General features: G+C 56.4%; 24 protein-coding genes. 9 read left to right on the plus strand and 15 right to left on the minus strand.

What is annotated here, in order from left to right:
• Positions 1–12: 12 nt before the first annotated feature.
• The 7 genes from ACR3EJ_RS09145 to ACR3EJ_RS09175 form a co-directional block, all read right to left on the minus strand.
• Positions 13–1047, minus strand: a complete 1035-nt coding sequence (locus tag ACR3EJ_RS09145) for a threonine aldolase family protein (RefSeq protein ID WP_170541371.1) — start codon at positions 1045–1047, stop codon at positions 13–15.
• Positions 1047–1520 (minus strand): YcgN family cysteine cluster protein, encoded by a 474-nt coding sequence (locus ACR3EJ_RS09150; RefSeq protein ID WP_170541368.1) that lies wholly within the window; start codon positions 1518–1520, stop codon positions 1047–1049. Before ACR3EJ_RS09150 ends, ACR3EJ_RS09145 begins: the two co-directional genes overlap by 1 nt.
• Positions 1517–2449 (minus strand): bifunctional riboflavin kinase/FAD synthetase, encoded by a 933-nt coding sequence (locus tag ACR3EJ_RS09155; protein WP_170541365.1) that lies wholly within the window; start codon positions 2447–2449, stop codon positions 1517–1519. The genes ACR3EJ_RS09150 and ACR3EJ_RS09155 overlap by 4 nt, the downstream gene beginning before the upstream one ends.
• A 60-nt stretch (positions 2450–2509) precedes the next feature.
• A complete protein-coding gene (locus tag ACR3EJ_RS09160) occupies positions 2510–2953 on the minus strand; it encodes a MaoC family dehydratase (protein ID WP_010441772.1) in 444 nt (147 codons plus the stop codon).
• A 100-nt stretch (positions 2954–3053) separates the two neighbouring features.
• Positions 3054–3929: a TIGR01459 family HAD-type hydrolase gene (locus tag ACR3EJ_RS09165; RefSeq protein WP_170541362.1), complete on the minus strand. Its 876-nt coding sequence runs from the start codon at positions 3927–3929 to the stop codon at positions 3054–3056.
• A 196-nt stretch (positions 3930–4125) separates the two neighbouring features.
• On the minus strand, positions 4126–5046 hold the full coding sequence (locus ACR3EJ_RS09170; RefSeq protein ID WP_170541359.1) for a manganese-dependent inorganic pyrophosphatase: 921 nt from the start codon (positions 5044–5046) through the stop codon (positions 4126–4128).
• A gap of 99 nt (positions 5047–5145) precedes the next feature.
• On the minus strand, positions 5146–6126 hold the full coding sequence (locus ACR3EJ_RS09175) for a TraB/GumN family protein (protein ID WP_170541356.1): 981 nt from the start codon (positions 6124–6126) through the stop codon (positions 5146–5148).
• 121 nt (positions 6127–6247) lie between these two features.
• Here ACR3EJ_RS09175 and ACR3EJ_RS09180 point away from each other — a divergent pair, with 121 nt between their 5' ends.
• The gene (locus ACR3EJ_RS09180; RefSeq protein ID WP_170541353.1) at positions 6248–6922 is read left to right on the plus strand and encodes a DUF2161 domain-containing phosphodiesterase; all 675 of its coding nucleotides are present in this window, start codon (positions 6248–6250) and stop codon (positions 6920–6922) included.
• A 25-nt stretch (positions 6923–6947) separates the two neighbouring features.
• Here ACR3EJ_RS09180 and bla read toward each other — a convergent pair whose 3' ends face one another.
• Positions 6948–7829, minus strand: coding sequence for a class A beta-lactamase (gene bla, locus ACR3EJ_RS09185; protein WP_170541350.1), 882 nt, complete (start codon positions 7827–7829; stop codon positions 6948–6950).
• Positions 7830–8057: 228 nt separating this feature from the next.
• On the opposite strand from bla, the gene groES reads away from it, so the two are divergent.
• The 5 genes from groES (at position 8058) to ACR3EJ_RS09210 (ending at position 12991) form a co-directional block, all read left to right on the plus strand.
• Positions 8058–8345, plus strand: a complete 288-nt coding sequence (gene groES, locus ACR3EJ_RS09190; RefSeq protein ID WP_010441779.1) for a co-chaperone GroES — start codon at positions 8058–8060, stop codon at positions 8343–8345.
• A gap of 55 nt (positions 8346–8400) precedes the next feature.
• Entirely contained in the window at positions 8401–10044 is a 1644-nt protein-coding gene (gene groL, locus ACR3EJ_RS09195) for a chaperonin GroEL (RefSeq protein WP_170541347.1), read from the plus strand.
• Between the two features lie 144 nt (positions 10045–10188).
• Complete coding sequence (locus ACR3EJ_RS09200; RefSeq protein WP_170541344.1) at positions 10189–11031, plus strand: DMT family transporter; 843 nt, start codon at positions 10189–10191, stop codon at positions 11029–11031.
• 38 nt (positions 11032–11069) lie between these two features.
• On the plus strand, positions 11070–11843 hold the full coding sequence (locus tag ACR3EJ_RS09205) for an alpha/beta fold hydrolase (RefSeq protein WP_170541689.1): 774 nt from the start codon (positions 11070–11072) through the stop codon (positions 11841–11843).
• Positions 11840–12991 carry an alpha-D-ribose 1-methylphosphonate 5-triphosphate diphosphatase gene (locus ACR3EJ_RS09210; protein WP_170541341.1) on the plus strand — a complete coding sequence of 384 codons (1152 nt, stop codon included), beginning with the start codon at positions 11840–11842 and terminating at the stop codon, positions 12989–12991. The genes ACR3EJ_RS09205 and ACR3EJ_RS09210 overlap by 4 nt, the downstream gene beginning before the upstream one ends.
• A 62-nt stretch (positions 12992–13053) precedes the next feature.
• Here ACR3EJ_RS09210 and ACR3EJ_RS09215 read toward each other — a convergent pair whose 3' ends face one another.
• The 4 genes from ACR3EJ_RS09215 to ACR3EJ_RS09230 form a co-directional block, all read right to left on the minus strand.
• Positions 13054–14121, minus strand: a complete 1068-nt coding sequence (locus tag ACR3EJ_RS09215) for a 5-(carboxyamino)imidazole ribonucleotide synthase (protein ID WP_170541338.1) — start codon at positions 14119–14121, stop codon at positions 13054–13056.
• A 2-nt stretch (positions 14122–14123) separates the two neighbouring features.
• Positions 14124–14879, minus strand: a complete 756-nt coding sequence (locus ACR3EJ_RS09220; protein ID WP_170541335.1) for an NAD(P)-binding domain-containing protein — start codon at positions 14877–14879, stop codon at positions 14124–14126.
• Entirely contained in the window at positions 14876–15361 is a 486-nt protein-coding gene (gene purE, locus ACR3EJ_RS09225) for a 5-(carboxyamino)imidazole ribonucleotide mutase (protein WP_170541332.1), read from the minus strand. Before purE ends, ACR3EJ_RS09220 begins: the two co-directional genes overlap by 4 nt.
• 77 nt (positions 15362–15438) lie before the next feature.
• Positions 15439–15663 carry a YdcH family protein gene (locus ACR3EJ_RS09230; RefSeq protein WP_010441787.1) on the minus strand — a complete coding sequence of 75 codons (225 nt, stop codon included), beginning with the start codon at positions 15661–15663 and terminating at the stop codon, positions 15439–15441.
• A 164-nt stretch (positions 15664–15827) separates the two neighbouring features.
• Here ACR3EJ_RS09230 and ACR3EJ_RS09235 point away from each other — a divergent pair, with 164 nt between their 5' ends.
• From ACR3EJ_RS09235 to ACR3EJ_RS09245, 3 genes are all read left to right on the plus strand, one after another.
• Positions 15828–16241, plus strand: coding sequence for an Hsp20 family protein (locus ACR3EJ_RS09235; RefSeq protein ID WP_170541329.1), 414 nt, complete (start codon positions 15828–15830; stop codon positions 16239–16241).
• A gap of 5 nt (positions 16242–16246) precedes the next feature.
• A complete protein-coding gene (locus ACR3EJ_RS09240) occupies positions 16247–16471 on the plus strand; it encodes a DUF1150 family protein (RefSeq protein ID WP_010441789.1) in 225 nt (74 codons plus the stop codon).
• A gap of 86 nt (positions 16472–16557) precedes the next feature.
• Entirely contained in the window at positions 16558–17445 is an 888-nt protein-coding gene (locus tag ACR3EJ_RS09245; protein ID WP_170541326.1) for a PhzF family phenazine biosynthesis protein, read from the plus strand.
• 20 nt (positions 17446–17465) lie between these two features.
• Here ACR3EJ_RS09245 and ACR3EJ_RS09250 read toward each other — a convergent pair whose 3' ends face one another.
• From ACR3EJ_RS09250 to ACR3EJ_RS09260, 3 genes are all read right to left on the minus strand, one after another.
• Positions 17466–18308, minus strand: a complete 843-nt coding sequence (locus ACR3EJ_RS09250; RefSeq protein ID WP_170541323.1) for a hypothetical protein — start codon at positions 18306–18308, stop codon at positions 17466–17468.
• Between the two features lie 131 nt (positions 18309–18439).
• On the minus strand, positions 18440–20158 hold the full coding sequence (locus ACR3EJ_RS09255) for a bifunctional sulfate adenylyltransferase/adenylylsulfate kinase (protein ID WP_170541320.1): 1719 nt from the start codon (positions 20156–20158) through the stop codon (positions 18440–18442).
• A 200-nt stretch (positions 20159–20358) separates the two neighbouring features.
• Positions 20359–22014 carry an adenylate/guanylate cyclase domain-containing protein gene (locus tag ACR3EJ_RS09260; RefSeq protein WP_480422920.1) on the minus strand — a complete coding sequence of 552 codons (1656 nt, stop codon included), beginning with the start codon at positions 22012–22014 and terminating at the stop codon, positions 20359–20361.
• Between the last annotated feature and the right edge of the window lie 68 nt (positions 22015–22082).

Here is a 22082-nt window from a genome sequence, read left to right on the forward strand (position 1 = left end):
AGGCGCGCCCGACTAAAGAAGGCTTAGAAACTGGTCGATCTGTTCGGTTCCGATGGACCAGTCGCAAACCAGGCGGCAGGCCAGCCTCTCGTCATCGTCTTCGCCCGCCAGCGTATCGCCCCACAGGTGATAGACAGCGCCTGCCTCGTGCAGGCGCTTGTGCTGGTTGCGGGGGAAACTGGCGAATACCATGTTGGCTTGGGGTTCATGCAGGAACTCTGCGCCGAGTGCACGCAACCCGTCCGCCAGGCGCGCGCAGTTGGCATTGGCCTTGCGGGCAGATTTCAACCACAGGTCATCCTTTAGGTAGGCGGCCATTTGGGCCGACAGGTAACGGTGCTTGGAAAACAGGTGCGCACCGCGCTTACGTCGCAGCTCGAATTCCCATGCTTTGCTTTCGTCGAAGAAGATCACGGCCTCGACACCCATCAGCCCGTTTTTGGTGCCGCCAAAACTGACCGCATCAACACCGGCTTTCCATGTCATCTCAGCGGGTGAGCAATTTAGGGCAACCAGAGCGTTGGTGAAACGAGCGCCATCCAAATGCACTGGCAATCCAAAAGATTTGGCAACACCACATAGGGCTTGTAGTTCGGCCAGCGAGTAAACCGAGCCGCGCTCGGTCACCTGAGTGATAGAGACAGGCCCGCGTTGAGGACCATGTACGCCGCGGGTTTCTTCCCCCTCAATGGACTTGGTCAACGCTTCGGGGGTCATTTTGTCGCCACCCGGCACCAGTGTTAGCTTTGCGCCGGTGTAGAATTCGGGCGCGTTGCACTCATCCTCATGAATATGAGCGACGGGTGAGCAGAATACGGTTTCCCACGGCTTGCTCAGCGTCGCCAACGCCAGCGAGTTTGCGGCTGTTCCCGTGGCCACCAGATAGACGGCCGCGCCGGGCGCCTCAAAGATCCCGCGGATTTGATCACGGACTTCGTTCATCAAAGTGTCCGCGCCGTAAGCCATCTGATAGTCCTGATTGGCCTCGGCCAACGCGGTCAGAACTTCGGGATGAACAGGCCCGGAATTGTCAGAGGCAAAATGCATCAGCTCGGCTCCTCGATGATGTAGTCTTCCCATTCTTCCATGGGTGTTTCGAATTCAGATACGGTTCGCCCCTGCATGGAAACTCCGGCGGTATGAACGCTGTCTGGCGTACCTGATACCAAAGGATGCCAGTCGTAAAGTGGTTTGCCTTCCCACAGCAGTCGGTAGGCGCAGGTCTGGGGCAACCAATAGGCATGACTGTCGATGTTATCGGGTGTCATGACGATGCATTCGGGTACGAACTGGTGCCGGATGTCATATTGCGTGCACCGGCAGGTTTCGTCATCCAAAAGACGGCAGGCAACACATGTCAGGGCGACCTCGCCAGTATCTTCGTCTTCCAGTTTGTTCAGGCAGCATTTGCCGCAGCCATCGCACAGGGCCTCCCACTCACGCTGGTTCATCTTGCGTAGTGGCTTGCGTTCCCAGAACCGAGGCGCGAGGCCAGCTCGATCGATTGGATCCGTGGTCATGTACTAGCCAGTATCTCTCGGGCGCGCGCGCAATCGGCATCCATTTGCGAGATCAACCCGTCAAGGCCGTCGAATGTCATTTCGGGCCGCAGATAGTCGACCAGACCAACGGACAGCGTCGCGCCGTAAAGATCGCCTGAGAAATCGAACAGGAATGTTTCGATGTTGGGAACCTCACCTTGGAACATTGGCCGGGTCCCGACCGATGCCGCCCCGTGATAGCTGCCCTGATGTGGGCCATCCAGGACGTCGACCAGAACTGCATAAACACCGAATCTCGGAGGGTGCAGCCCTTCGATCGACATATTGGCCGTCGGGTATCCCAAGTCGCGTCCACGTTGCTCGCCTCCAACGACCTCGCCCTCGATCCGATGCCAGTGACCCAGCATTGTTGCCGCATCACGCGGACGTCCCTCTGACAGAGCCATACGGATCGCAGTGGATGAGACCACATTCTCGGTTCGCTCCAACAGGGGCGCGATGGTTACACCGAACCCCATCTCTTCGCCGAAGCGAACCAGGTCCTGAGGGTTGCCGCTGCGTCCTTTGCCGAAACAAAAGTCAGCGCCCACGACAACATGAGACAGCCCCAGACCATCACATATGACGTTTCTGGCGAAAGCTTCAGGGGTCATTCCCGCCAGCGCCGAATTGAAGGGAAGTTCATAAAGCTTCTGCACGCCGAGCTTTTCCAGCCGGTGCGCGCGCGCATTGCCGCGCATCAGACGAAAGGGCGGAGCCTCTGGGGCAAAATACTCTCGTGGATGCGGCTCGAAGGTCATGACTCCCAGCGGTGCGTTCAATTCAGCATTGCGCGCAAGTTCAATGACGGATTGATGCCCTAAATGGACGCCGTCAAAGTTTCCAATGGCGACGCTGGCACCACGATCTTCTGGCTCGACAAACTGGAAGTCACGAATGATCTGCATGAGGATTGCCTAGCGGGACTGACCGTCAGGTTCAAGCGGCAGATCGGCTAAGCTGCGTGATCAGTCGAACTTGCGGCTTGGTGCCAGCACCATGGCCTCACCCACCAGCACTTTCTTACCGTCGACAGCGCAGTGACAATCCAGCTTAACCCGACGTTTGGAGAAATCGATATCGATCACCTTGACCTCGGCATAAACCATGTCCCCCGGACGCACCGGCGCCAGAAATTTGAGCGATTGACCCATGTATACGGTCCCATGTCCGGGCAGCTGCTCTCCTATCACGGCAGAGATCAGACCAGCGGTCAGCATGCCATGTGCTATACGCCCTTCGAAAATCGTATCGCGGGCATAATCATCATCCAGATGAACTGGGTTACGGTCTGTCGACACCTGGGCAAACATCTCGATGTCTTCATCTGTCACCACTTTGCGCAGATGCCGTGACATGCCCATTTCGATGTCTTCGATACAAATCGTTCCGCGTGGAAGGTTGTCCAACATGCTGCCCTCATCCGAGATCGAAAGAGCAACAAAAGACCATCATTTGCCGCTCGTCGGCAACTTTATTACTTCGCAGTTGCAGAAAATCAAGTCTTTTTTGCTATCTCAAGCGGCCAATCGAGAAAGTTGGGTTGATCTGTTCTTTTTCGTTATGGACCCGCAATGCATCCTCATCCGGGTGATGTGAGGTTTTGGTTTCAGCAGCGGCCAGTCCCCCGGTGATGAACAAGGTGTCAATGCCTTCACCCATGCCCCCCGCGATGTCAGTCTGCGGCCCGTCACCAATCGCCAGTATCTCGGAATCCGAGGCGTCGACTCCGATTGCTTGCAGCCTTCGTCGTGCCAGATCATAGATCGGCGGGTGCGGCTTGCCGAAATACAGGCTTTCACCTCCCATCTCACTGTATAGCCGGGCTAAAGCTCCTGCGCACCACTCGCGTGTTTCGCCTCGGTCCACGACGATATCGGGGTTGGCGCAAAGCAGTTTCAATCCTTTCTGCTTGGCATATAGAAAGTCGGGCCGGTTGACATCCGGGTCTGCCATCGGGTCGAACGGGCCGCAGCACACAATGCCTTCAGCTTCGTCCAGCGCCACGCGCTCGATATGGATAGGATGATCCAGCAGTTTCAGAGGTTCAAAAAATCCCGCGTCACGTTTCCATTCGCCCATGAAATAGACTTTATGACCAACCGTCCCGCGATACATCGCAGAACGTGCCGAATCGCCACTGGTCGCGATGGTGTCATAGGCGTCCGCAGGTACGTTGAATTGCGTTAGCTGCACTGCAACACCGGCTCGGGGCTTGGGAGAGTTGGTCACCAGAACCACAGTGCCGCCTTTTTGCCGATAAGCTTGCAGGGCAGCCACGGCCTCGGGGTAGGCGGTGATCCCGTTGTGAACGCACCCCCACAAATCAACGAACAGCGCTTTGTACCTGTCGGAGATTTCCGCAAGTGAAGAAACGATTTGGGTCATGGCGCGCCTCGTGGAACAGGGAATGCAAGATACCAAGCCTATGGCAGAGCCCGGCCAGATTTGCCAGAGGTCCCGCTTTGGGCGTGCTTAAGGGAATAGGATTCCCTTGTTCATCTGGCCACAAGTATCCCGGAGCGCGAGGCAGAGCCTCGCAATAAGAAAGGCGCCCGGTTCGGGCGCCTTTGATGATCTAAACTCAGACCTTGAGGTTTGGAATGATCTGCTTTTTCCGGCTCATGATGCCTGGCAGGACAACCGCGTCGCCGTCTACGGTAGCGCCAAAGCTTTTCTCGGCGACGCCTTTGACCAGATCGTTTGGAACCAGCAGGGTCGCCTCTTCGTTCAGAATGTCGACCACGAACAGCAACACCTGATCAACGCCGTCTTCTTTGGCCACATCGGTCATCGCGCTTACGATGCTGTCCTTGCGATCCAGCACGACGCCGGGTGCTGTAGTTTCCAGAACCGAAACCCGGAACTTGGTGCCGCCGACTTCGTATTCCTTGCTGTCCATGCGGATCAGTTCGGCGTCCGAGAATGACGAGACATCCGATTTCGCTGCAAACATGTCGGCGGCGTAGGCCGCGACATCCAGACCAAGCTCAGCCGCCAATTTCTCGGCCACGGCACGATCATGGGCGGTGGTGGTGGGTGAGCGGAACTCCAGCGTGTCCGACAGGATGCAGGTCAGCGCTGCACCTTTGATGGCGTCAGGCATCTTGGCGGCATCGTCACCCATCAGGTCGACCATGATGGTTGCCGTGCAGGCCAGTGGGCGCACGGTGATATCGATCGGGCCTTTGGTTTCAAGTCCGCCAACCAGCTTGTGGTGGTCGATGATCGCGCGGATGTCGGCGCTGTTGATGCTGGCGGGCAGCTCGGCCGGGTTGTTGGTGTCGACGATGACAACGGGCGCATCTTCAGCCACGTCTTCGATGATCTGCGGCTTGGGCAGGTCCCAGCGTTCCAGCATGAACGCCGCTTCGGTGTTGGGTTCACCCAGCAATGCAGGCTGGGCCTGCTCACCCTTCACTTCGTTCAGATACCAGGACCACAGGATCGGAGAGCCGGTGGAATCGGTGTCGGGAGATTTATGGCCAAAAACTAGCGTTGTCATGTCGCGTGTCCTGAGGAATGTGGATTTGCGCGCCTTATAGGGTGGTCAATCCCGGATGTCACCCGGAAGGAAAGGTGCTGCGACCCTTGGTCTGATTTCCTAGAATTCAGCGCGCTCCAAGGTGAATCCCGCCTGTTGCAACTGGTTTAGCAAGCCGTAGTCATTGCTTAGATGTCCGGCCCCGACAGCGATGACTGCGGTCTGATCCTTCAGGCTCAAAATTATTTCCATCCAATTTGCGTTGCGCTGTATCAGAAGCTGATCCTCAAAACTCTGCCATTCGGCGTCAAACTCCTCGGGTGTCAGTCCTGATGCTTCAAGCCCCTGTATCTTGGCCAATTCCATGATTGCGGCGTGCTGTTCCTCGATATACGCATTCGCCATGGTGATCATTTGATCGTCACCCGCCTCCAGTGCGCCTGACATCCGGGTCAGCGAGGCAACCTGATCTTCCAACGAATGACTGTCGAACATGACAATCAAGTCCTCGATGCGTTCGAGCGAATACTGAGGAATTTGATGTTCATCGGCCAATTCGGTCAAGCGCGTATCCATGCCCCGATCGAAATCGGGGGTATTCATCAGGCAAGGCGGAATGCCAAGCATCATGCTTAGGAACCAAGGGCGCATCTTCGCAGCCATCCAACTGGGGATCCCGCGATCAGCCAGCGTTTGTGATAACGCGGCCCAATCTTCTTCTGACATCAGATCGATCAAAGTCGGCCCAGATGTGATCAATACCGGGCTGAGGTCCTCGGCCAGGTCTTTCTCGAAAGCCTCCATCTCTGTCTTTGTAACTTCAAAGTAGAACGCGTCGACCTGGCTCAGGATTGGCGCCAATCTATCAACCACTGGCCCCATTCGCGCATCGTTGGTGTGCAGAGTGCCGATCAAATGCAGCACAGTGTCGTCCTTCGTGGCGATCCAGTGATTGCCTTCCGGAAATGGAATAGCGCGAAGCGTCTCGTCCAGCTCAGCCTGAGCTTCGGTCGACAGATCAAGCCTCAGATCTCGCCCCTCACATGCTGCTTGCGCGGTGATTGGAAATAATAGGCAAAGACAAATGCTGAGCAGACGCATGGGATTCCTTCCGCAGCTTGCGACGATGCCCAATTCATACCCTTGCCTTCTTACGGCCTGCAACGTGGTTTGTTATCAAGCAGCGGCTGGCAATCTGCGCGAAACCGCATAGCATGGCCTTATGAAGCTTGAGCAAGATCTCTATCCTCCAATCAAAGCGTTGTTGGAACGACAGGGCTATACCGTGAAAGGAGAGGTCGGCGCTGCCGATATCGTGGCCGTACGCGATGGCGAAGACTTGGTGATCGTTGAACTCAAACTGCGCTTTAACCTTGCGCTGTTTCATCAGGCCATCACGCGCCTGAAAGTGACCGATCAAGTCTACATCGGGGTCTGTAAGCCCAAAGGGCGAATGGCGCGACGGGCATTGAAGGACAATCTGGCGATGTGTCGCCGTTTGGGCCTGGGCCTGATCACCGTGCGCCCGGATGGTACGGTTGAGGTTCAATGCGACCCTGGCCCATATACGCCACGCAAAGACAAGGTGAAAGCCAAGCGATTGCTGCGGGAATTTGAACGGCTACAGGGTGATCCGAATGCAGGCGGTGCCACGCGCCATGGTATTGTGACGGCCTATCGGCAAGATGCGCTTAAATGCGCGGCACATCTGGCTGAACATGGCGCGGTCAAAGGGGCAACGGTGGCAAAGGCGACGGGGGTCCAAACAGCCACGCGCCTGATGTATGACAACCACTACGGCTGGTTCGAGAAGGTGGAGAAAGGCGTATATGCCCTATCTGCCTCGGGGGTCGAAGGATTGAAACATTGGGCATATAGCTGGGAAGAAGCGGAATAGCCGACTTGCCGCGTGCTGAAGGTGATCAGTCAATCCGTGCGCTAATCTCGGCGATCATCACTTGGCCAATGTCCGAGAGCACCGCGTTGCGTTCAGGAAATGACGCATCGCTTTCAGTCAGATAGATGGCTGCCATATATGTTCGTGGTTCAGGTGTCTGCAAAAAGGCGATGATCGCGCGGCTGCCGTAACCTCCTGCTCCGGTTTTGTCCCCAATTATCCAACTTTTCGGCAGGTGCGCGCGGATAAGCCCGTCGGCCACCTGATCATCAATCATCCATTGCTTAAGTTGCGCGGTTGAGGCGGGTGAAAGCACCTCGCCGAATAACAGCCGTTCCAATGTCTCCAGTATTGCCCGTGGTGTCGTTGTATCGCGCGGGTCGCCAGGGGTGGCTTCGTTCAGGGCAGTCTCCCAACGATCCAGGCGTGTAGTGCCGTCGCCCGTTGCCCGGAGGAACTCGGTCAGCCCGGCTGGCCCGCCCAGTTGTTTTAACAAGAGGTTGGCCGCTGCGTTGTCGCTAATTGTCATGGTTGCCTGACATAACGCACCAATTGTCATTCCCGTCTCAACGTGTTCGCTCGTAGCAGGTGAGTAATCCACAAGGTCTGATGTCTGAATTGCCACATTTTCTGACAGGTCTACTGCACCAGAATCCACACCTGCCAAAATCGCGCCGCACAAGAGTGGCTTGAATGTACTGGACATCGGGAACAGCTCATCGGCCCGATGCGAGACTTCCCAAGCAGCGTCAGTTTCATATAGAAGGACGCCAATTCGCGCGTCCAAGCGGTGCTCCCATAATCGGGTGTTTTGGATAAGGGTTTGGGCCTGCGCCGTAGCGGCGAAACAGATGATCAGAGCAAGTGGAAGCACATTCGCGGCGGCAAGGAACTGGCATCTAGGCATCAAAGTTTCCGCCTCAATCAAGGGTGCGACCAGATTAGTCTGCCGGGGTTTTGAGTAAACCAATTACTCTGGATTCTTTAAGCTGCAAAAAATATTCATGCAGCTTGTTGACTCACTTTCGGTTACTCCCTAGCTATGCGTCGTTATCACTCATGAGACCCGAGTGCTAACGCCCCGCCAGTCGGCGAGGGGAGGATAAACAAACTTTGAGCCCAAGGAGCTGCAAAGATGGCATTGAAACCGCTTCACGACCGTGTGCTGGTTCGTCGCGTAGAAAGCGAAGAGAAAACCGCTGGTGGTCTGATTATTCCCGATAGCGCAAAAGAAAAGCCCAGCGAAGGCGAAGTCGTCGCAACCGGCGAAGGCGCGCGCAAGGACAGCGGCGAACTGATCGCGATGGCTGTAAAAGCTGGTGACAAGATCCTGTTCGGCAAATGGTCGGGCACCGAGGTTCAGGTCAACGGCGAAGAGCTGCTGATGATGAAAGAAAGCGACATCATGGGGATCATCGAGTAAGCCCAAGCGCTTTCTCTGATCTTCATCTCAATACATTTTCTCAAGGAGAGACAACATGTCTGCAAAGGACGTCAAATTTGACACCGATGCCCGTAACCGCATGCTGGCCGGTGTGAATGTTCTGGCCGATGCTGTTAAAGTGACCCTGGGCCCCAAAGGCCGCAACGTGGTTCTGGACAAATCCTTTGGCGCACCGCGCATCACCAAAGACGGTGTTTCGGTTGCCAAGGAAATCGAACTGGAAGACAAGTTCGAAAACATGGGCGCGCAGATGGTGAAAGAAGTCGCCAGCCGCACCAATGACGAAGCCGGCGACGGCACCACCACTGCAACCGTTCTGGCGCAGGCAATCGTTCGCGAAGGTCTGAAGCAGGTTGCTGCTGGCCTGAACCCGATGGACCTGAAGCGCGGCATCGACCTGGCAACTGCCAAAGTTGTTGAAGGCATCAAAGACGCTTCGCGTGAAGTTAAAGACAGCGCTGAAGTTGCTCAGGTTGGCACCATCTCGGCCAACGGCGAAGCCGAGATTGGCCAGCAGATCGCAGACGCGATGCAGAAGGTTGGCAACGAAGGCGTTATCACCGTCGAGGAAAACAAAGGTCTGGAAACCGAGACCGATGTTGTCGAAGGTATGCAGTTCGACCGTGGCTACCTGTCGCCTTACTTCGTCACCAACGCAGACAAGATGATCGCAGAACTCGACGACTGCATGATCCTGCTGCACGAAAAGAAACTGTCCTCGCTGCAGCCGATGGTTCCGCTGCTCGAGCAGGTGATCCAGTCGCAGAAGCCTCTGCTGATCATCGCAGAAGACGTTGAAGGCGAAGCGCTGGCAACTCTCGTTGTCAACAAACTGCGCGGCGGCCTGAAAATTGCTGCTGTCAAAGCACCGGGCTTCGGCGATCGCCGCAAAGCCATGCTGCAGGACATCGCGATCCTGACCGGCGGTCAGGTCATCAGCGAAGATCTGGGCATGAAGCTCGAGTCCGTCACCATGGACATGCTGGGCACCGCCAAGAAAATCGAAATCACCAAAGACGAGACCACCATCGTCGACGGTGCTGGCGAGAAAGCCGAGATCGAAGCGCGTGTTGCTCAGATCCGCACTCAGATCGAAGAAACCTCGTCGGATTACGACCGTGAGAAGCTGCAAGAGCGCGTTGCCAAACTGGCAGGCGGTGTTGCCGTTATCCGCGTCGGCGGCATGACCGAAGTTGAAGTGAAAGAGCGTAAGGACCGTGTGGACGATGCTCTGAACGCAACACGCGCTGCCGTTCAGGAAGGCGTCGTTGTCGGCGGTGGTGTTGCTCTGGTTCAGGCTGGTAAAGCACTGGAAACTCTGGAAGGCGCAAACGCTGACCAGAACGCAGGCATCAACATCGTGCGCAAGGCTATTGAATCGCCGCTGCGTCAGATCGCCGAGAACGCAGGTGTCGACGGTGCGGTTGTTGCAGGCAAGGTTCGTGAATCTTCCGATGCAGCATTCGGCTTCAACGCTCAGACCGAAGAATATGGCGACATGTTCTCGTTCGGCGTCATCGACCCGGCTAAAGTTGTCCGTACCGCTCTGGAAGATGCGGCATCGGTTGCAGGCCTGCTGGTCACCACCGAAGCAATGGTTGCCGACAAGCCCGCCAAAGAAGGCGCCGCACCTGCCGGCGGCATGCCCGACATGGGCGGCATGGGCGGCATGATGTAAGCTGCTCAAGCCATAGCGCTTATCGACGGGGTCGCCTTTGGGCGGCCCCGTTTTAGTTTGCGCTGGTAAACACGGCGAGCCGCGTGCTGTGTTCGCGCAGAAAAGTGAGTGTGCAAACAGCGTTGAAACCTCTATGCCGTTGATATGCGCCTGTTTATTTTGACCTCACTGACCATGTGCGCCTTCGCGGCAAACTCGATCCTCAATCGGCTCGCGATTGATAGCGGTGCTAGTGATCCGGCGGGATTTGCGGTCTTTCGAGTATTGTCTGGTGCTTTGGTTTTGGCTGCACTGGTGGTTATGCGAGGCAGCACAATCCCAGTGTTTAGCCGCCGGCGCATAGCTGGGGCAGGGTCGCTATTACTCTACATGATCGGATTCTCCGTCGCCTATCTGACGCTCGATGCAGGGCTTGGCGCGTTGATCCTATTTGGAGTGGTGCAGATCACGATGTTCGCCATCGGGGCTTTGACTGGCTCGGTACCCATGATGCGGCAGCTACTCGGTGCCGGGGTTGCGCTGGGCGGTCTGGTATTTGTCCTTTGGCCTGCCGGGCCGGTGCAGGTCGATCCGTTGGGTGCGAGTATGATGACGGCTGCCGGGATTGGATGGGCTATCTATTCCATCTCTGGGCGATCAGAACCAGACGCGTTGTCGGGAACTGCTGCAAACTTCATTGTGGCTTTGCCATTTACGGCACTCGCCTTGTTCCTAATGGGCAGTGACTGGCATATGACGACGCTGGGCTATGTATTGGCGGCGTTATCCGGAGGCGTCACGTCCGGTCTGGGCTATGCACTGTGGTATCGCGTTGTGCCGCAGCTTTCGCCTGCTGTCGCCGCGATCGTACAACTCAGCGTTCCGGTCATCGCCATTGCCGCCGGTATCATTCTGCTATCAGAGGTTGCGAACCTACGGCTGTTGCTAGGAGCAAGTTTTGTGCTGGGCGGAATTGCGCTGGCAGTGACGCGGCGGCGCGGCGACTAGGGGTTTTCTCAACTTTGGTTAAGTCTTATTTGGCGGGTATGAAGTTTGTAGCAGCGATCTTTCTTACTATTGCTCCCGTGGCGGTACAGGCGAAATGCGTCGTGCTGCTCCACGGGCTTGCGCGTACCGAGGCTTCGTTTACCGTCATGGAGCAGCTTTTCCATGCCCATGACTATACGGTAATCAGGCCGGGTTACCCATCGACAGATTTGCCGATACCTGAGCTCGCCAACCAGACATTGCCCGATGCTTTAGAGGCCTGTGGTGACGACACGGTGAACGTCGTGGCCCATTCGATGGGAGGCATTCTGTTACGGTATTGGTTGCAGGATAATGAACCCGAGAAACTTGGGCGCGTCGTTATGCTTGGCCCCCCGAACCAAGGCAGCCAACTGGTAGATGAGCTTGGCGCTTGGGAGGTGTTCGGTTTTCTGAATGGACCCGCCGGTCTGGCATTGGGAACAGGCCCCGAGGGCATTCCGCGCCGCTTGCCGCCTGTCGACTTCGATCTGGGGGTGATTGCGGGAGAGAATTCTCTAAATCCGCTTTTTTCGTCCCTTATTGACGGGCCCGATGACGGCAAGGTCTCAATTGAGACAACAAAAGTTGAGGGTATGTCAGATCATATTGTCCTGCCGGTTACCCATACGTTCATGATGAATAACCCACGCGTCATGGCGCAGACACTGCATTTCATCGAATTCGGACAGTTTGATCCCCAGATCACTTGGCTTGATGGGGTGATGGATATAATCGATCAGATCTGTCTGGGCGAAGACTGCTCGGAACCCGAATCGGAGCGCACTCAATGAGCTCATTGGAACTGACAATGACCGGCGCAGATGTTCTGCTGCCGGAGGATGGGCTTACGAGCGGTGAATTATCCATCGCAGACGGTCTTGTACAGTCGGGCAGGGCAGGGAGGCAGATTGATTTGTCGGGCTATTTTGTTCTGCCCGGGATCATAGATCTGCATGGCGACGGGTTCGAACGCCATATCGCACCGCGTCGTGGCGCGATGAAGCAGATGGCAGAGGGCATTTTATCGGTTGAGGCGGAATTGGCGGCAAACGGAATTACGACCGCTGTTCTGGCGCAGTTTCACAGCTGGGAAGGTGGCGTGCGCGGACCCGAATTTGCCGGGCAAGTCTTCGAGGCCATATCGGCGGTCGGTGATGATGTGGCGACAGATCTGATCCCACAGCTACGCTTTGAAACCCATATGCTGGACGAATATGAGGTGCTGCCAGAGCGCATTGAAAGCTGGCAGGTCCCCTACGTGGTCCTAAACGATCATCTGCCTCATGATCGGTTGGCGGAAGGGCGCAAACCACCGCGTCTGACGGGGCAGGCGTTGAAGGCGGGGCGTAATCCGGAAACCCATTTTGACATGCTGCTATCAATGCACGCACGCAGTACCGAGGTGCCAGCTGCATTGGATGGGCTTTGCGCTAAACTCACAGAACGAGGCATACGACTGGGCAGCCATGATGACTCCACTTCTCAGGATCGTACGGTCTGGCGCGATCGCGGTGTCATGATCTCGGAATTCCCCGAAACGCTTGAAGCCGCCGAAGCCGCCAGAGCGGGTGGTGATCACATCATCCTCGGTTCGCCAAACGTCGTTCGTGGCGGTTCGCATAAGGGAAATGCCAGTGCTTTGGACCTGATCGCAATGGGTCTGTGTGATGCGCTGGCATCGGATTACCACTACCCCAGCCCACGTCGTGCTGCGTTGATGCTGGTAAAATCCGGTTTGCTGGATCTCACAAATGCTTGGGCTTTGGTTTCTTCGGGTCCCGCGGAAGTTCTGGGCCTCAAGGATCGTGGAGCACTGCAACCCGGAAAACGCGCTGATCTTGTAATATTGGACGCAACTACCCAACGTGTTGCGGCCACTTTGTCAGGTGGGCGCGTCAGCTACATGTCCGGTGATATCGCTAGGCGGTTTCTAAGCTGATCCCAGCTTCATCTGGCCCAAAGTATCCCCGCCAGAGGCATCGCGCGTCAGCGCGATTACTTCTAACGCACGATACGATTGAAATGCCCCATCTTGCGGCCCACCTTGACCTCGGTCTTACCGTAGAGATGCAGCGCGATATCCCGCTCACGCGCAAGCTCGGGCACGCGGTCCATGTCGTGACCAATTAAGTTCTCCATCACAACGTCCGAGTGCCTTTGCCCGTCGCCCAATGGCCAACCTGTCACTGCTCGAATATGCTGCTCGAACTGATCTACGGCACAACCATTCTGCGTCCAATGACCCGAGTTGTGAACCCGAGGCGCGATTTCGTTCACGACTAAGCCTTCAGGCGTCACGAACAGTTCAACTCCCATCACGCCAACATAATCCAGCGCGTTCAGGATATTGGCCGCGAGTAATACAGCGTCTGTTCGTTGCGCCGGAGACAGGCGTGCTGGGATTGTGGTCGTATGCAGGATGCCATCACGATGCACGTTCTCGCCGGGATCGAAACAGGCGACCTGACCGTCGAGGCCACGCGCTGCGATAACCGACACTTCATGGCTGAATTCCACGAATCCTTCCAGAATGGACGGCGCACCTGCCATATCACCCAAAGCTGCCTCGGCGTCGTCGGGCGCACGCAAGCGGGCTTGCCCTTTGCCGTCATATCCAAAGCGGCGGGTTTTCAGGATCGCAGGGGTGCCGATTTCATCAATTGCAGCCTGCAGACTGTTCAGATCGGTGATGTCTGCAAAGGGCGCAGTTTTAAGGCCCAGACCTTGCAGAAAGGTCTTCTCGGTCAGCCGGTCCTGACTGACCCGTAACGCCTCACGGCCGGGGCGGATTGGGCGATGTGCTTCAAGCAGATCCAGCGCCTGAGTGGGGATGTTTTCGAATTCATAGGTGATGACGTCTACCGATTCCGCAAAGACCTTGAGAGCGTTCTCATCATCATACGCAGCGGTTGTGACACGATCCGCCACCTGTCCGGCGGGCGGGTTCGTACCTGGTTCAAAGATATGAGCCTTGAACCCCAGTCGTGCTGCGGCGACCGACAGCATACGGCCCAGCTGGCCACCGCCCAGTATTCCGATCGTCGCACCGGTCGGGAGCATATCTGCCATCGTTACGTCTCCAATCGTTTGCCAATCGCTGTAAGAGCGCTGCGCAAAGCATCATGCGCGCCCTCGGACTGCAAGGTATCTGTCATCTGAAGGCTTAGCGTGCCTTCGGTCGCAAGTGCGTCGCGCTCTGTAGCCAATTGACCCGCTTGCCCTTTCTGCGTGGCTTCAAGGAAGCCTGACATCAGTTGAGTGGTGTAGAACTCGGCACCATGTTCGTCGCCGGTTTGCTCGGCCAGCCAGCCTGCACCGGTTGCCATCAGATCCAGAAGGCCTGGCACCATGGCGCAGATTGCGAAATGGGCGTTCAATGCCGTTTCGTCAGCGACTTTTACCACGGGGTTTTCTGGCTCAAACAACTCGACCAACAAGCGATCATTGCCGTAGGCGGCGAGTGGGCATCCTCCGGTCTGCAAGAACCCTAGCGGGATGGTCTGCACGAAATCTGATGCTGGCGCGCATAATGTGGCAAGCTGGGTCTGAGGCACCGCAGCCATCACAGATACGATCTGCTGATCAGAGCGAAAGGTCAGCGGGCTCAGAACATCTTCTGCAATATGTGGGCGCAGGCAGAGGAAGACGATGTCTGAGCCATCAAGTACCTCCTGCGGAGTTCCGACTCCGACTCCAACCTCTGCCTTCAAGAGTTCGGAAACCTGCACGTTGCGCTCGGTGACGCAAATTTCATGACCTTTTGAAGCCATTAATCGTGCAATCGGCGCTGCGATGTGGCCGGTGCCGATGATGCCGATGCGGCTCATCCCTGCGGTTCCTCGGGAATCGAGGCCGAGAGCGCCTCGCGCCAGGCATCCAGTCGCTCTGCCAATGCTGCATCCTGCAACGCCAGAATGCCAGCGGCCATCAGCCCTGCATTGGCCCCGCCAGCCGATCCAATTGCCATGGTCGCAACTGGAAAGCCTTTGGGCATCTGCACGATGGAATAAAGCGAATCCACACCCGACAATGCGCGGGTCTGCACTGGCACGCCGATCACCGGAACGCGAGTTTTTGACGCCATCATGCCGGGCAAATGTGCTGCGCCGCCTGCACCTGCGATAATCACGTTTAAGCCGCGCGAAACAGCGGATTTGCCATAGTCCCAAAGACGGTCTGGCGTGCGATGAGCTGAGACGATGCGTGCCTCATATGCGATGCCCAATTCATCCAGTATGTCGGCGGCCTCTTTCATCGTGGGCCAGTCCGACTGGCTGCCCATGATGATCCCTACTTTCACATCGCTCATAGCTACTGTGCCCCTGCCTTCGGAAAGAGCGCGCACTATAGCCAAATCCACTTATGTGGCAATGCGGTACGCGCGTTTCAGGCGATGATATCGGGGGTCAATCGGTCTTCGATCAGACGAATAATGTCTTTCAGGCGCAGTTTCTGCTTTTTCAGTCGTTTGATCGTCAGCTGGTCCGAGGTTCCCTTGGCCTGCAGAGCTTCAATTGCCTCGTCCAGATCGCGGTGCTGGCGGCGAAAAACCTCCAACTCAACACGCAGGACTTCATCGGTTTTCATCGAAAGATCGGTGGGCGCATTCATTGGCGACTCAGTAGCTCATGTGGTGCTTTACGCACAAGATAGTGTGTCAGGCTTTATCCGGCCAGACCTTGTGGACATCCCTGTATCTTCCCATATTCTATTATACGCGGTTGCCAGAACGGGGCCGCACAAAACGTCGCTTTGACAAAGAAGGACGAAAATACGTGTCGAAACTTACCTTAGGCTCATACCCGCATCTTTTGGGGTTCGAGCAGTTGGAACGCCTTCTGGAACGGTCTGCAAAGGCTGGCAACGAAGGGTACCCGCCCTATAACATCGAGCAGACTTCGGATTTTTCCTATCGCATCACACTGGCCGTGGCTGGTTTCGCGGAAGAGGACTTGTCGATCACGATCGAGGATCGCCAACTGGTGATCCGGGGCCGTCAACGCGACGACAGTGAAGGGCGCATTTTCCTGCACCGCGGCATCGCGGCCCGTCAATTCCAGCGCATGTTTGTGCTGGCGGATGGTGTCGAGGTGGGCGAGGCGATCATGGAAAACGGTCTGCTGCATGTGGATCTGACCCGCGCCATGCCAGAAACCGTGGTTCAGACAATCAACATCAAGAAGGGGTAAGAGCAATGAATACACCGATTGAGATAAATACCGAAGGCAACCGGATCGTTTATGTGAAGGCGGTCGATGTGGCCGATTTGCCGCGCGACGTGCGCGAGCAGGCAGGCGACTTGGATCAGCTTTATGCGGTTCACGATTCCGATGGCCAGCAACTGGCTTTGGTGGCCGACCGCAAACTGGCCTTTGTGCTTGCACGGGAGCATGATCTTTCGCCCGTGGCCGTTCACTGAACCGGCTCCGCACTCTGCTGAAATGACGTGACATTTGCCTCGACTGCGGTGATCTTGCCGCAGTCGGCAAAGCAGGAGTGTGCATCATGAGCTGGTATGATTTTGACTGGGTGGACGCATTCAGTGATCGGGCCTTTGGCGGTAACGGCTGCGCAGTCGTGCATGGCGGGGCCGGCCTGACGGATGAGGTTTGCATGTCTTACGTGCGCGAAACCTCATTGGTTGAATGCACCTTCACAGGGCCATCAGATGTTGCCGACATCCGAGTCCGATATTTTCTTGCCAGCCGGGAAATCCCGTTTGCTGGGCATCCGACAATCGCAACCGTTGCGGCAATGCGTTCGCGTGACCTGTTCGAAGGCGATGCGCTGACGCTGGAAACCGGGGCAGGGATCGTATCGATCGATCTTAATGGCGATGAAATTGAGATGACGCAGGTCGCTCCGAAATTTGGTGATCAGGTGCCAGCCGAGTTGGTTGCTGCTGCTATCGGGTTGCCTGAGGCTGCAATTATCTCTCCACCTCAATTCGTTTCGACCGGGCTGCCGTTCTGCATCACGGTTTTGCGCGATCACGCAGCGCTGCGTGCGGCTAAGCTTGACGTGGACTCGCTTGGAAGAATTGCTGTAAGGGCTGGATTCTCGGGGTCCGACATGGCCGAGCCGTTTCTGGTCACGCTCGATGGAGCAACGTCGGAAGGCGATACATTTTCGCGCCTTTTGATGGCGCCGCCAAGCCCTCCCGAAGACCCGTTTACGGGCTCGGCGACCGGGGCGATGGCGGCCTATCTGTGGAAATATGATTTGATGAAGAAGGACTGTTTTATCGCTGAGCAGGGGCACGATATGGGGCGGCCCGGCCAGGCGCGCGTTACGAAGGTTGGGCCCTCCCAAGCCATGACTGGAATCAAAGTTGCCGGGCGCGGCCATGTGCTGATGCGTGGGCAGGTAGACCTGCCTGACGGGGTGTCATAGCGCATTGGGTCTGTCGCAGCTTACTGCTTCATCCAATCTGCCAGAATGACTGGTCGCGAAGCCGGATCAATCGAATGCCGTTCGCAGATCCTTTCCAGATATGACCCTCTCTGCGGCAGGCCTGCATTTTGACTTGCGAGCCATTTCTTTTGATGGCCGTAGATATGAACTGAATAGGTCCGCTCACCCTCGAACTCTGTCAGCGCGATGTTCGGTGCGTGCAGTTTCCAAAGCTCTTGCCGTTCAAGTGGATAAAACGCATCTGGCGGTTTTGCTTGGCGATCCTCACCCGTCTTGTTCATGAAATGAGTCAGCGCCTTGGGGCCGGAACATCCCCAGGGCAGCGCCTCGATCCCCCATGTTTCTCCGCGCATGGAACGATCGCTGTTCTTTCGGTGCAAGCGTGGTCCACGCCATGGTTGGGTTGGGTTTTCGGCCGCCACAAATTCCAACATCTGCGTCAGTGCCTGTGACTCACTCGGCAGCCGGAGAACCCCGTTGGGAAGTGATCCAGAGGAAGTGGAGCCAAAGACATAAGGGCCTTCGAACTCAAATGGCCTGACGCAGTACGCGTCCAGATCGACCCAGATAGAACTGGTTTTCCGCATCAGATGCAGCCGAAAGATGTCTGAGAAAACTGCGATCCGATGTCGGTAGTTATTCTCAAGATCGAACGGAGCAGGCCAGAGTATGTCATATGCAGGACGAATTACGGCACCGTCTGGTACACCATCGATCTGTTCGGCGGTGTAAAGAACGAATTCGTGACCGTTATCGAGGTAGGATTGGATGCAAAGCGCCTCGATCCAGGATAAATTCGAACCGTACCAGAAGCCGGCAATAGTTGGCAGAGGCTGCGCCATTCAGTGACCACACCCAATCATTCGATTGCTCAATCTATATTCGGTTTTCACCAGATCCGGCAACGTGGGGTGTTTCAGAGGAAGGTGGCAGCCTCCGAATGACGGAGGCTGCCGTTACTTTTACGAGGTGCTCAACCGGCAGCGATCAATCCCATGCTTTCCAGTTTCAGCAGAACCTGATGGGCGCAGTTGTCGACTTCGACATTCTCGGTTTCGACGCTTAGCTCGGGATTTTCGGGCACATCGTAAGGATCAGAAATCCCTGTGAATTCCTTGATTTTACCCTCACGCGCGAGCTTATAAAGGCCTTTACGATCGCGGCGCTCGCATTCCTCAATACTGGTGGCCACATGCACTTCGCAGAACGCACCGAATTGTTCGATCTCGTCGCGCACGGCGCGCCGGGTGGTGGCATAGGGTGCAATCGGCGCACAGATCGCGATACCGCCGTTTTTGGTGATCTCACTGGCCACATAGCCGATGCGGCGGATGTTCAGGTCGCGGTGGTCTTTTGAGAAGCCCAGCTCAGAGGACAGGTTCTTTCGCACGATATCCCCGTCAAGCAGGGTGACAGGACGGTCCCCGGTCTCCATCAGTTTGACCATCAAAGCGTTGGCAATTGTGGATTTGCCTGAGCCCGAGAAGCCCGTGAAGAACACTGTGAAACCCTGTTGAGATCGCGGCGGGAAACGATTGCGCAATTCTTGTACAACCTCGGGGAACGAAAACCATTCCGGAATCTCAAGCCCTTCGCGTAAACGGCGGCGCAGTTCCGTGCCCGAGATGTTCAGGATCGTGACGTTGTTCTTGTCCAGAATCTCGTCATTCGGCTCGTATTGGGCGCGTTCCTGCACGTAAACCATGTGTTTGAAGTCGACCATCTCGACGCCGATCTCGTCCTGATATTTTCGGAACAGGTCCTGCGCGTCGTAGGGGCCATAGAAATCTTCACCAGCCGAGTTTTTGCCCGGACCGGCGTGGTCACGACCAACGATGAAATGGGTGCAACCGTGGTTTGCGCGGATCAACCCGTGCCAGACTGCCTCACGCGGGCCAGCCATGCGCATCGCAAGGTTCAGTAGCGACATCGAGGTGGTTGAGGCTGGATATTTGTCCAGCACGGCTTCGTAGCAACGCACGCGGGTGAAATGATCCACGTCGCCCGGTTTGGTCATGCCAACCACGGGATGGATCAGCAAGTTGGCCTGTGCCTCTTTTGCGGCGCGGAACGTCAATTCCTGATGCGCGCGATGCAAGGGGTTGCGGGTCTGGAATGCTACGATCCGGCGCCAGCCCACTTTGCGGAAATAGGCGCGCAGCTCGTTCGGCGTGTCGCGGCGGGCTTTGAAATCATAATGCACGGGCTGCTGAATGCCAGTGACCGGGCCGCCCAGATAAACTTTGCCCGCTACATTATGCAGGTAATTCACAGCCGGATGCGCATCGTCATCGGCACCAAAGACCTTTTCCGCCTCACGCGTCTTGTCTGGTGTCCAGCGGTCGGTCACGGTCATGGTGCCGAGGATCACGCCTTCCTGATCGCGCAGGGCAATATCCTGGCCCAGCTCGATCGCGGCGGCAAAATCGTCATCCACATCCAAGGTGATCGGCATAGGCCACAGTGTCCCGTCGGCGAGGCGCATGTTTTCGACCACGTTGTCGTAATCGGCTTCGCTCAGGAAACCTTTGAGCGGGTTGAACCCGCCATTCATAAGCAGTTCCAAGTCGCAGATTTGACGGGGGCTTAAGTCCCAGCTGGTTAGGTCGGCTGCTTCGACCTTCAGTTTTTGTGCGGATTCGTAAGAAACGTATAATTCAGGGATCGGGGCCAGATTGCTTAACATCGTCATAGAAAATCTCTTATCGCAGTGTTGTTTGCTGTTGTTTCAGAAGTGCTGGTGAGGCATTTGCCCCGACCTCGGTGCGATGTCCATAGACCGGTAGAAACAAAGGAGGATATGCGCGGTTTTTTCCCGAAATGGAACGGTTTTCTGTTTTTTGTTTCAGGCTATTGAAAAAATCCCGCTGCTCAACGACATTAGGCGCATTCTCAGGCAATCTGTTCCAGGGGCGTGGTTTGCGATTCAAGGTCGGGTGCGTGTCTGACGGGCAGGGCGGGGACAGGTTCAGAGACACCCCGTAGGCTGAATTCGCGCAGATCGCGCGGATCACATTGCAACCCCGCCGCGTCCAGAACCTTGTCCGATACAAGAAGTTCGACCCCCAGCGCTTTGGTTTCGGCCTCTAGTCGGCTGGCAACATTTACCGCGTCTCCTATGATGGTGCGCGGCGCGTGTTTCGCGGCACCAATTTCGCCCAATACAAGGTCACCAAGATGCAGGCCCATGCCAATACGTACGGGCTGGCTGCCTTCTGCTTCAAGCTGTTGATTGAAACGCTCCAATGCCCGCCCGATCCCAGCCGCCGCCCTTAGACCGGCACTTGCTGAACTTGCGGCATTGGCTGTTTCGAACATCGCCAACAGACCATCGCCCATATATTTATCAACCACTCCGCCCTGCGCGGTGATCGCGGGAACGATTGCGTCGAAGAAACGATTCAACAGAAACACGATGTCATACGGCAATTGCCCAGTCGTGCGGGCGGTGAATCCGCGCATGTCCAGAAACAAAACTGCCAGTTGCCGCTCTTGCCCCTGACTGGCATGCGCACGATCGCGCGCACCGTCCGGGCGAAAAACGCGAAACACGGTGAGCGGGTCGGTCGGCCGCATCTGACAGGCAAGGCGGGTACCTTTGGGCGCGCTGACGGCTTTCAGACTGCGGGCTTCGACTTCGGTAGGCGGGTGCAGCTGATCGGCGCCTTCTTCAACCACAACACGACAGGTCGTGCAGCGCCCCTTGCCACCGCATAGCGCAGTATGGGGAATGCCGTTTGCGCGCGACATCTCCAAAAGGGTCATGCCTTTTTCTGAAACGACTTCGGGACCGTTGATATAGCGTACCCTCACCGAATGCCGCCGCCGCCAAAGCTTGCGCCCGAGATAGACCATTCCGGTCAGCGCCAGCGCGGCCCAGAATACCCACTGCGCATAATCTTTGACTGCAAACAGGGCCTGAAACTCGTCTTGCGAGGGCCAGTTATAGTGTTCGATATACTGTTCTCGCAGATCGGGGTCAGCAAAATCGGCCCAGATACGCCGCCCCTCGGTAAGAAGACCGGCGAAGGCAAAGCCCGGTACAAAGACGGCGATGCCGATCAGATATGGAACCAGCGCGCGCCACCATGTGGTCAGCCGCAGCCACATATGCAGCCCGATACACCCATGAATCCACACCAGCAGCAGCAATAGGCTTTGGAACCAGATCGCGGTGCTGGGCCACATCAGGATGATGATGTACCCCATTTCATCATTCACCCCGAAAATCTCATGCGCATAGCGGGTCTGGACCAGATGAGAGACTAGCTGCAGCGGGATCAACAGGCCAAGAATAACCTGAAGCGCGACGCTGAAAGGCATCCTGAGCGTACGGCGCTGCGCAAGCGAGACCAGCGCGAGACCCATGTGCATCAGCAATGCGCCATATATCACGATGCTGCCGATCTCATGGCGGTTGACAGCTTTGCGCCCGTCCTGCATTCCATGCAGCAGATCGGTGTGAAACAGACCCAAGCCGATATTGATGAAGTGAAAGAACGCAAAGACAAACAGCACGAGGCCGCTTGCGATCCTGAGCCGGCTCATCCATCCGCCGCGCCAAAGTGCGTTATCCAAAAGCTTACCTGTTCGTCGCGTTGTTTGAATCGATCCTG

It is taken from the genome of Ruegeria sp. AB11 (assembly GCF_056536325.1).

Coding starts and splice junctions, on each gene's coding strand:
- ACR3EJ_RS09240 (WP_010441789.1), top strand. CDS start 16,247: ATGAATACACCGATTGAGATAAATACCGAAGGCAACCGGATCGTTTAT.
- ACR3EJ_RS09175 (WP_170541356.1), bottom strand. CDS start 6,126: ATGCGTCTGCTCAGCATTTGTCTTTGCCTATTATTTCCAATCACCGCG.
- bla (WP_170541350.1), bottom strand. CDS start 7,829: ATGCCTAGATGCCAGTTCCTTGCCGCCGCGAATGTGCTTCCACTTGCT.
- groL (WP_170541347.1), top strand. CDS start 8,401: ATGTCTGCAAAGGACGTCAAATTTGACACCGATGCCCGTAACCGCATG.
- ACR3EJ_RS09230 (WP_010441787.1), bottom strand. CDS start 15,663: ATGAATGCGCCCACCGATCTTTCGATGAAAACCGATGAAGTCCTGCGT.
- ACR3EJ_RS09220 (WP_170541335.1), bottom strand. CDS start 14,879: ATGAGCCGCATCGGCATCATCGGCACCGGCCACATCGCAGCGCCGATT.
- ACR3EJ_RS09260 (WP_480422920.1), bottom strand. CDS start 22,014: ATGAGCCGGCTCAGGATCGCAAGCGGCCTCGTGCTGTTTGTCTTTGCG.
- ACR3EJ_RS09205 (WP_170541689.1), top strand. CDS start 11,070: ATGAAGTTTGTAGCAGCGATCTTTCTTACTATTGCTCCCGTGGCGGTA.
- ACR3EJ_RS09180 (WP_170541353.1), top strand. CDS start 6,248: ATGAAGCTTGAGCAAGATCTCTATCCTCCAATCAAAGCGTTGTTGGAA.
- ACR3EJ_RS09165 (WP_170541362.1), bottom strand. CDS start 3,929: ATGACCCAAATCGTTTCTTCACTTGCGGAAATCTCCGACAGGTACAAA.
- ACR3EJ_RS09215 (WP_170541338.1), bottom strand. CDS start 14,121: ATGGCAGATATGCTCCCGACCGGTGCGACGATCGGAATACTGGGCGGT.
- ACR3EJ_RS09150 (WP_170541368.1), bottom strand. CDS start 1,520: ATGACCACGGATCCAATCGATCGAGCTGGCCTCGCGCCTCGGTTCTGG.
- ACR3EJ_RS09245 (WP_170541326.1), top strand. CDS start 16,558: ATGAGCTGGTATGATTTTGACTGGGTGGACGCATTCAGTGATCGGGCC.
- ACR3EJ_RS09200 (WP_170541344.1), top strand. CDS start 10,189: ATGCGCCTGTTTATTTTGACCTCACTGACCATGTGCGCCTTCGCGGCA.
- ACR3EJ_RS09145 (WP_170541371.1), bottom strand. CDS start 1,047: ATGCATTTTGCCTCTGACAATTCCGGGCCTGTTCATCCCGAAGTTCTG.
- ACR3EJ_RS09210 (WP_170541341.1), top strand. CDS start 11,840: ATGAGCTCATTGGAACTGACAATGACCGGCGCAGATGTTCTGCTGCCG.
- ACR3EJ_RS09170 (WP_170541359.1), bottom strand. CDS start 5,046: ATGACAACGCTAGTTTTTGGCCATAAATCTCCCGACACCGATTCCACC.
- purE (WP_170541332.1), bottom strand. CDS start 15,361: ATGAGCGATGTGAAAGTAGGGATCATCATGGGCAGCCAGTCGGACTGG.
- groES (WP_010441779.1), top strand. CDS start 8,058: ATGGCATTGAAACCGCTTCACGACCGTGTGCTGGTTCGTCGCGTAGAA.
- ACR3EJ_RS09160 (WP_010441772.1), bottom strand. CDS start 2,953: ATGTTGGACAACCTTCCACGCGGAACGATTTGTATCGAAGACATCGAA.
- ACR3EJ_RS09255 (WP_170541320.1), bottom strand. CDS start 20,158: ATGACGATGTTAAGCAATCTGGCCCCGATCCCTGAATTATACGTTTCT.
- ACR3EJ_RS09250 (WP_170541323.1), bottom strand. CDS start 18,308: ATGGCGCAGCCTCTGCCAACTATTGCCGGCTTCTGGTACGGTTCGAAT.
- ACR3EJ_RS09155 (WP_170541365.1), bottom strand. CDS start 2,449: ATGCAGATCATTCGTGACTTCCAGTTTGTCGAGCCAGAAGATCGTGGT.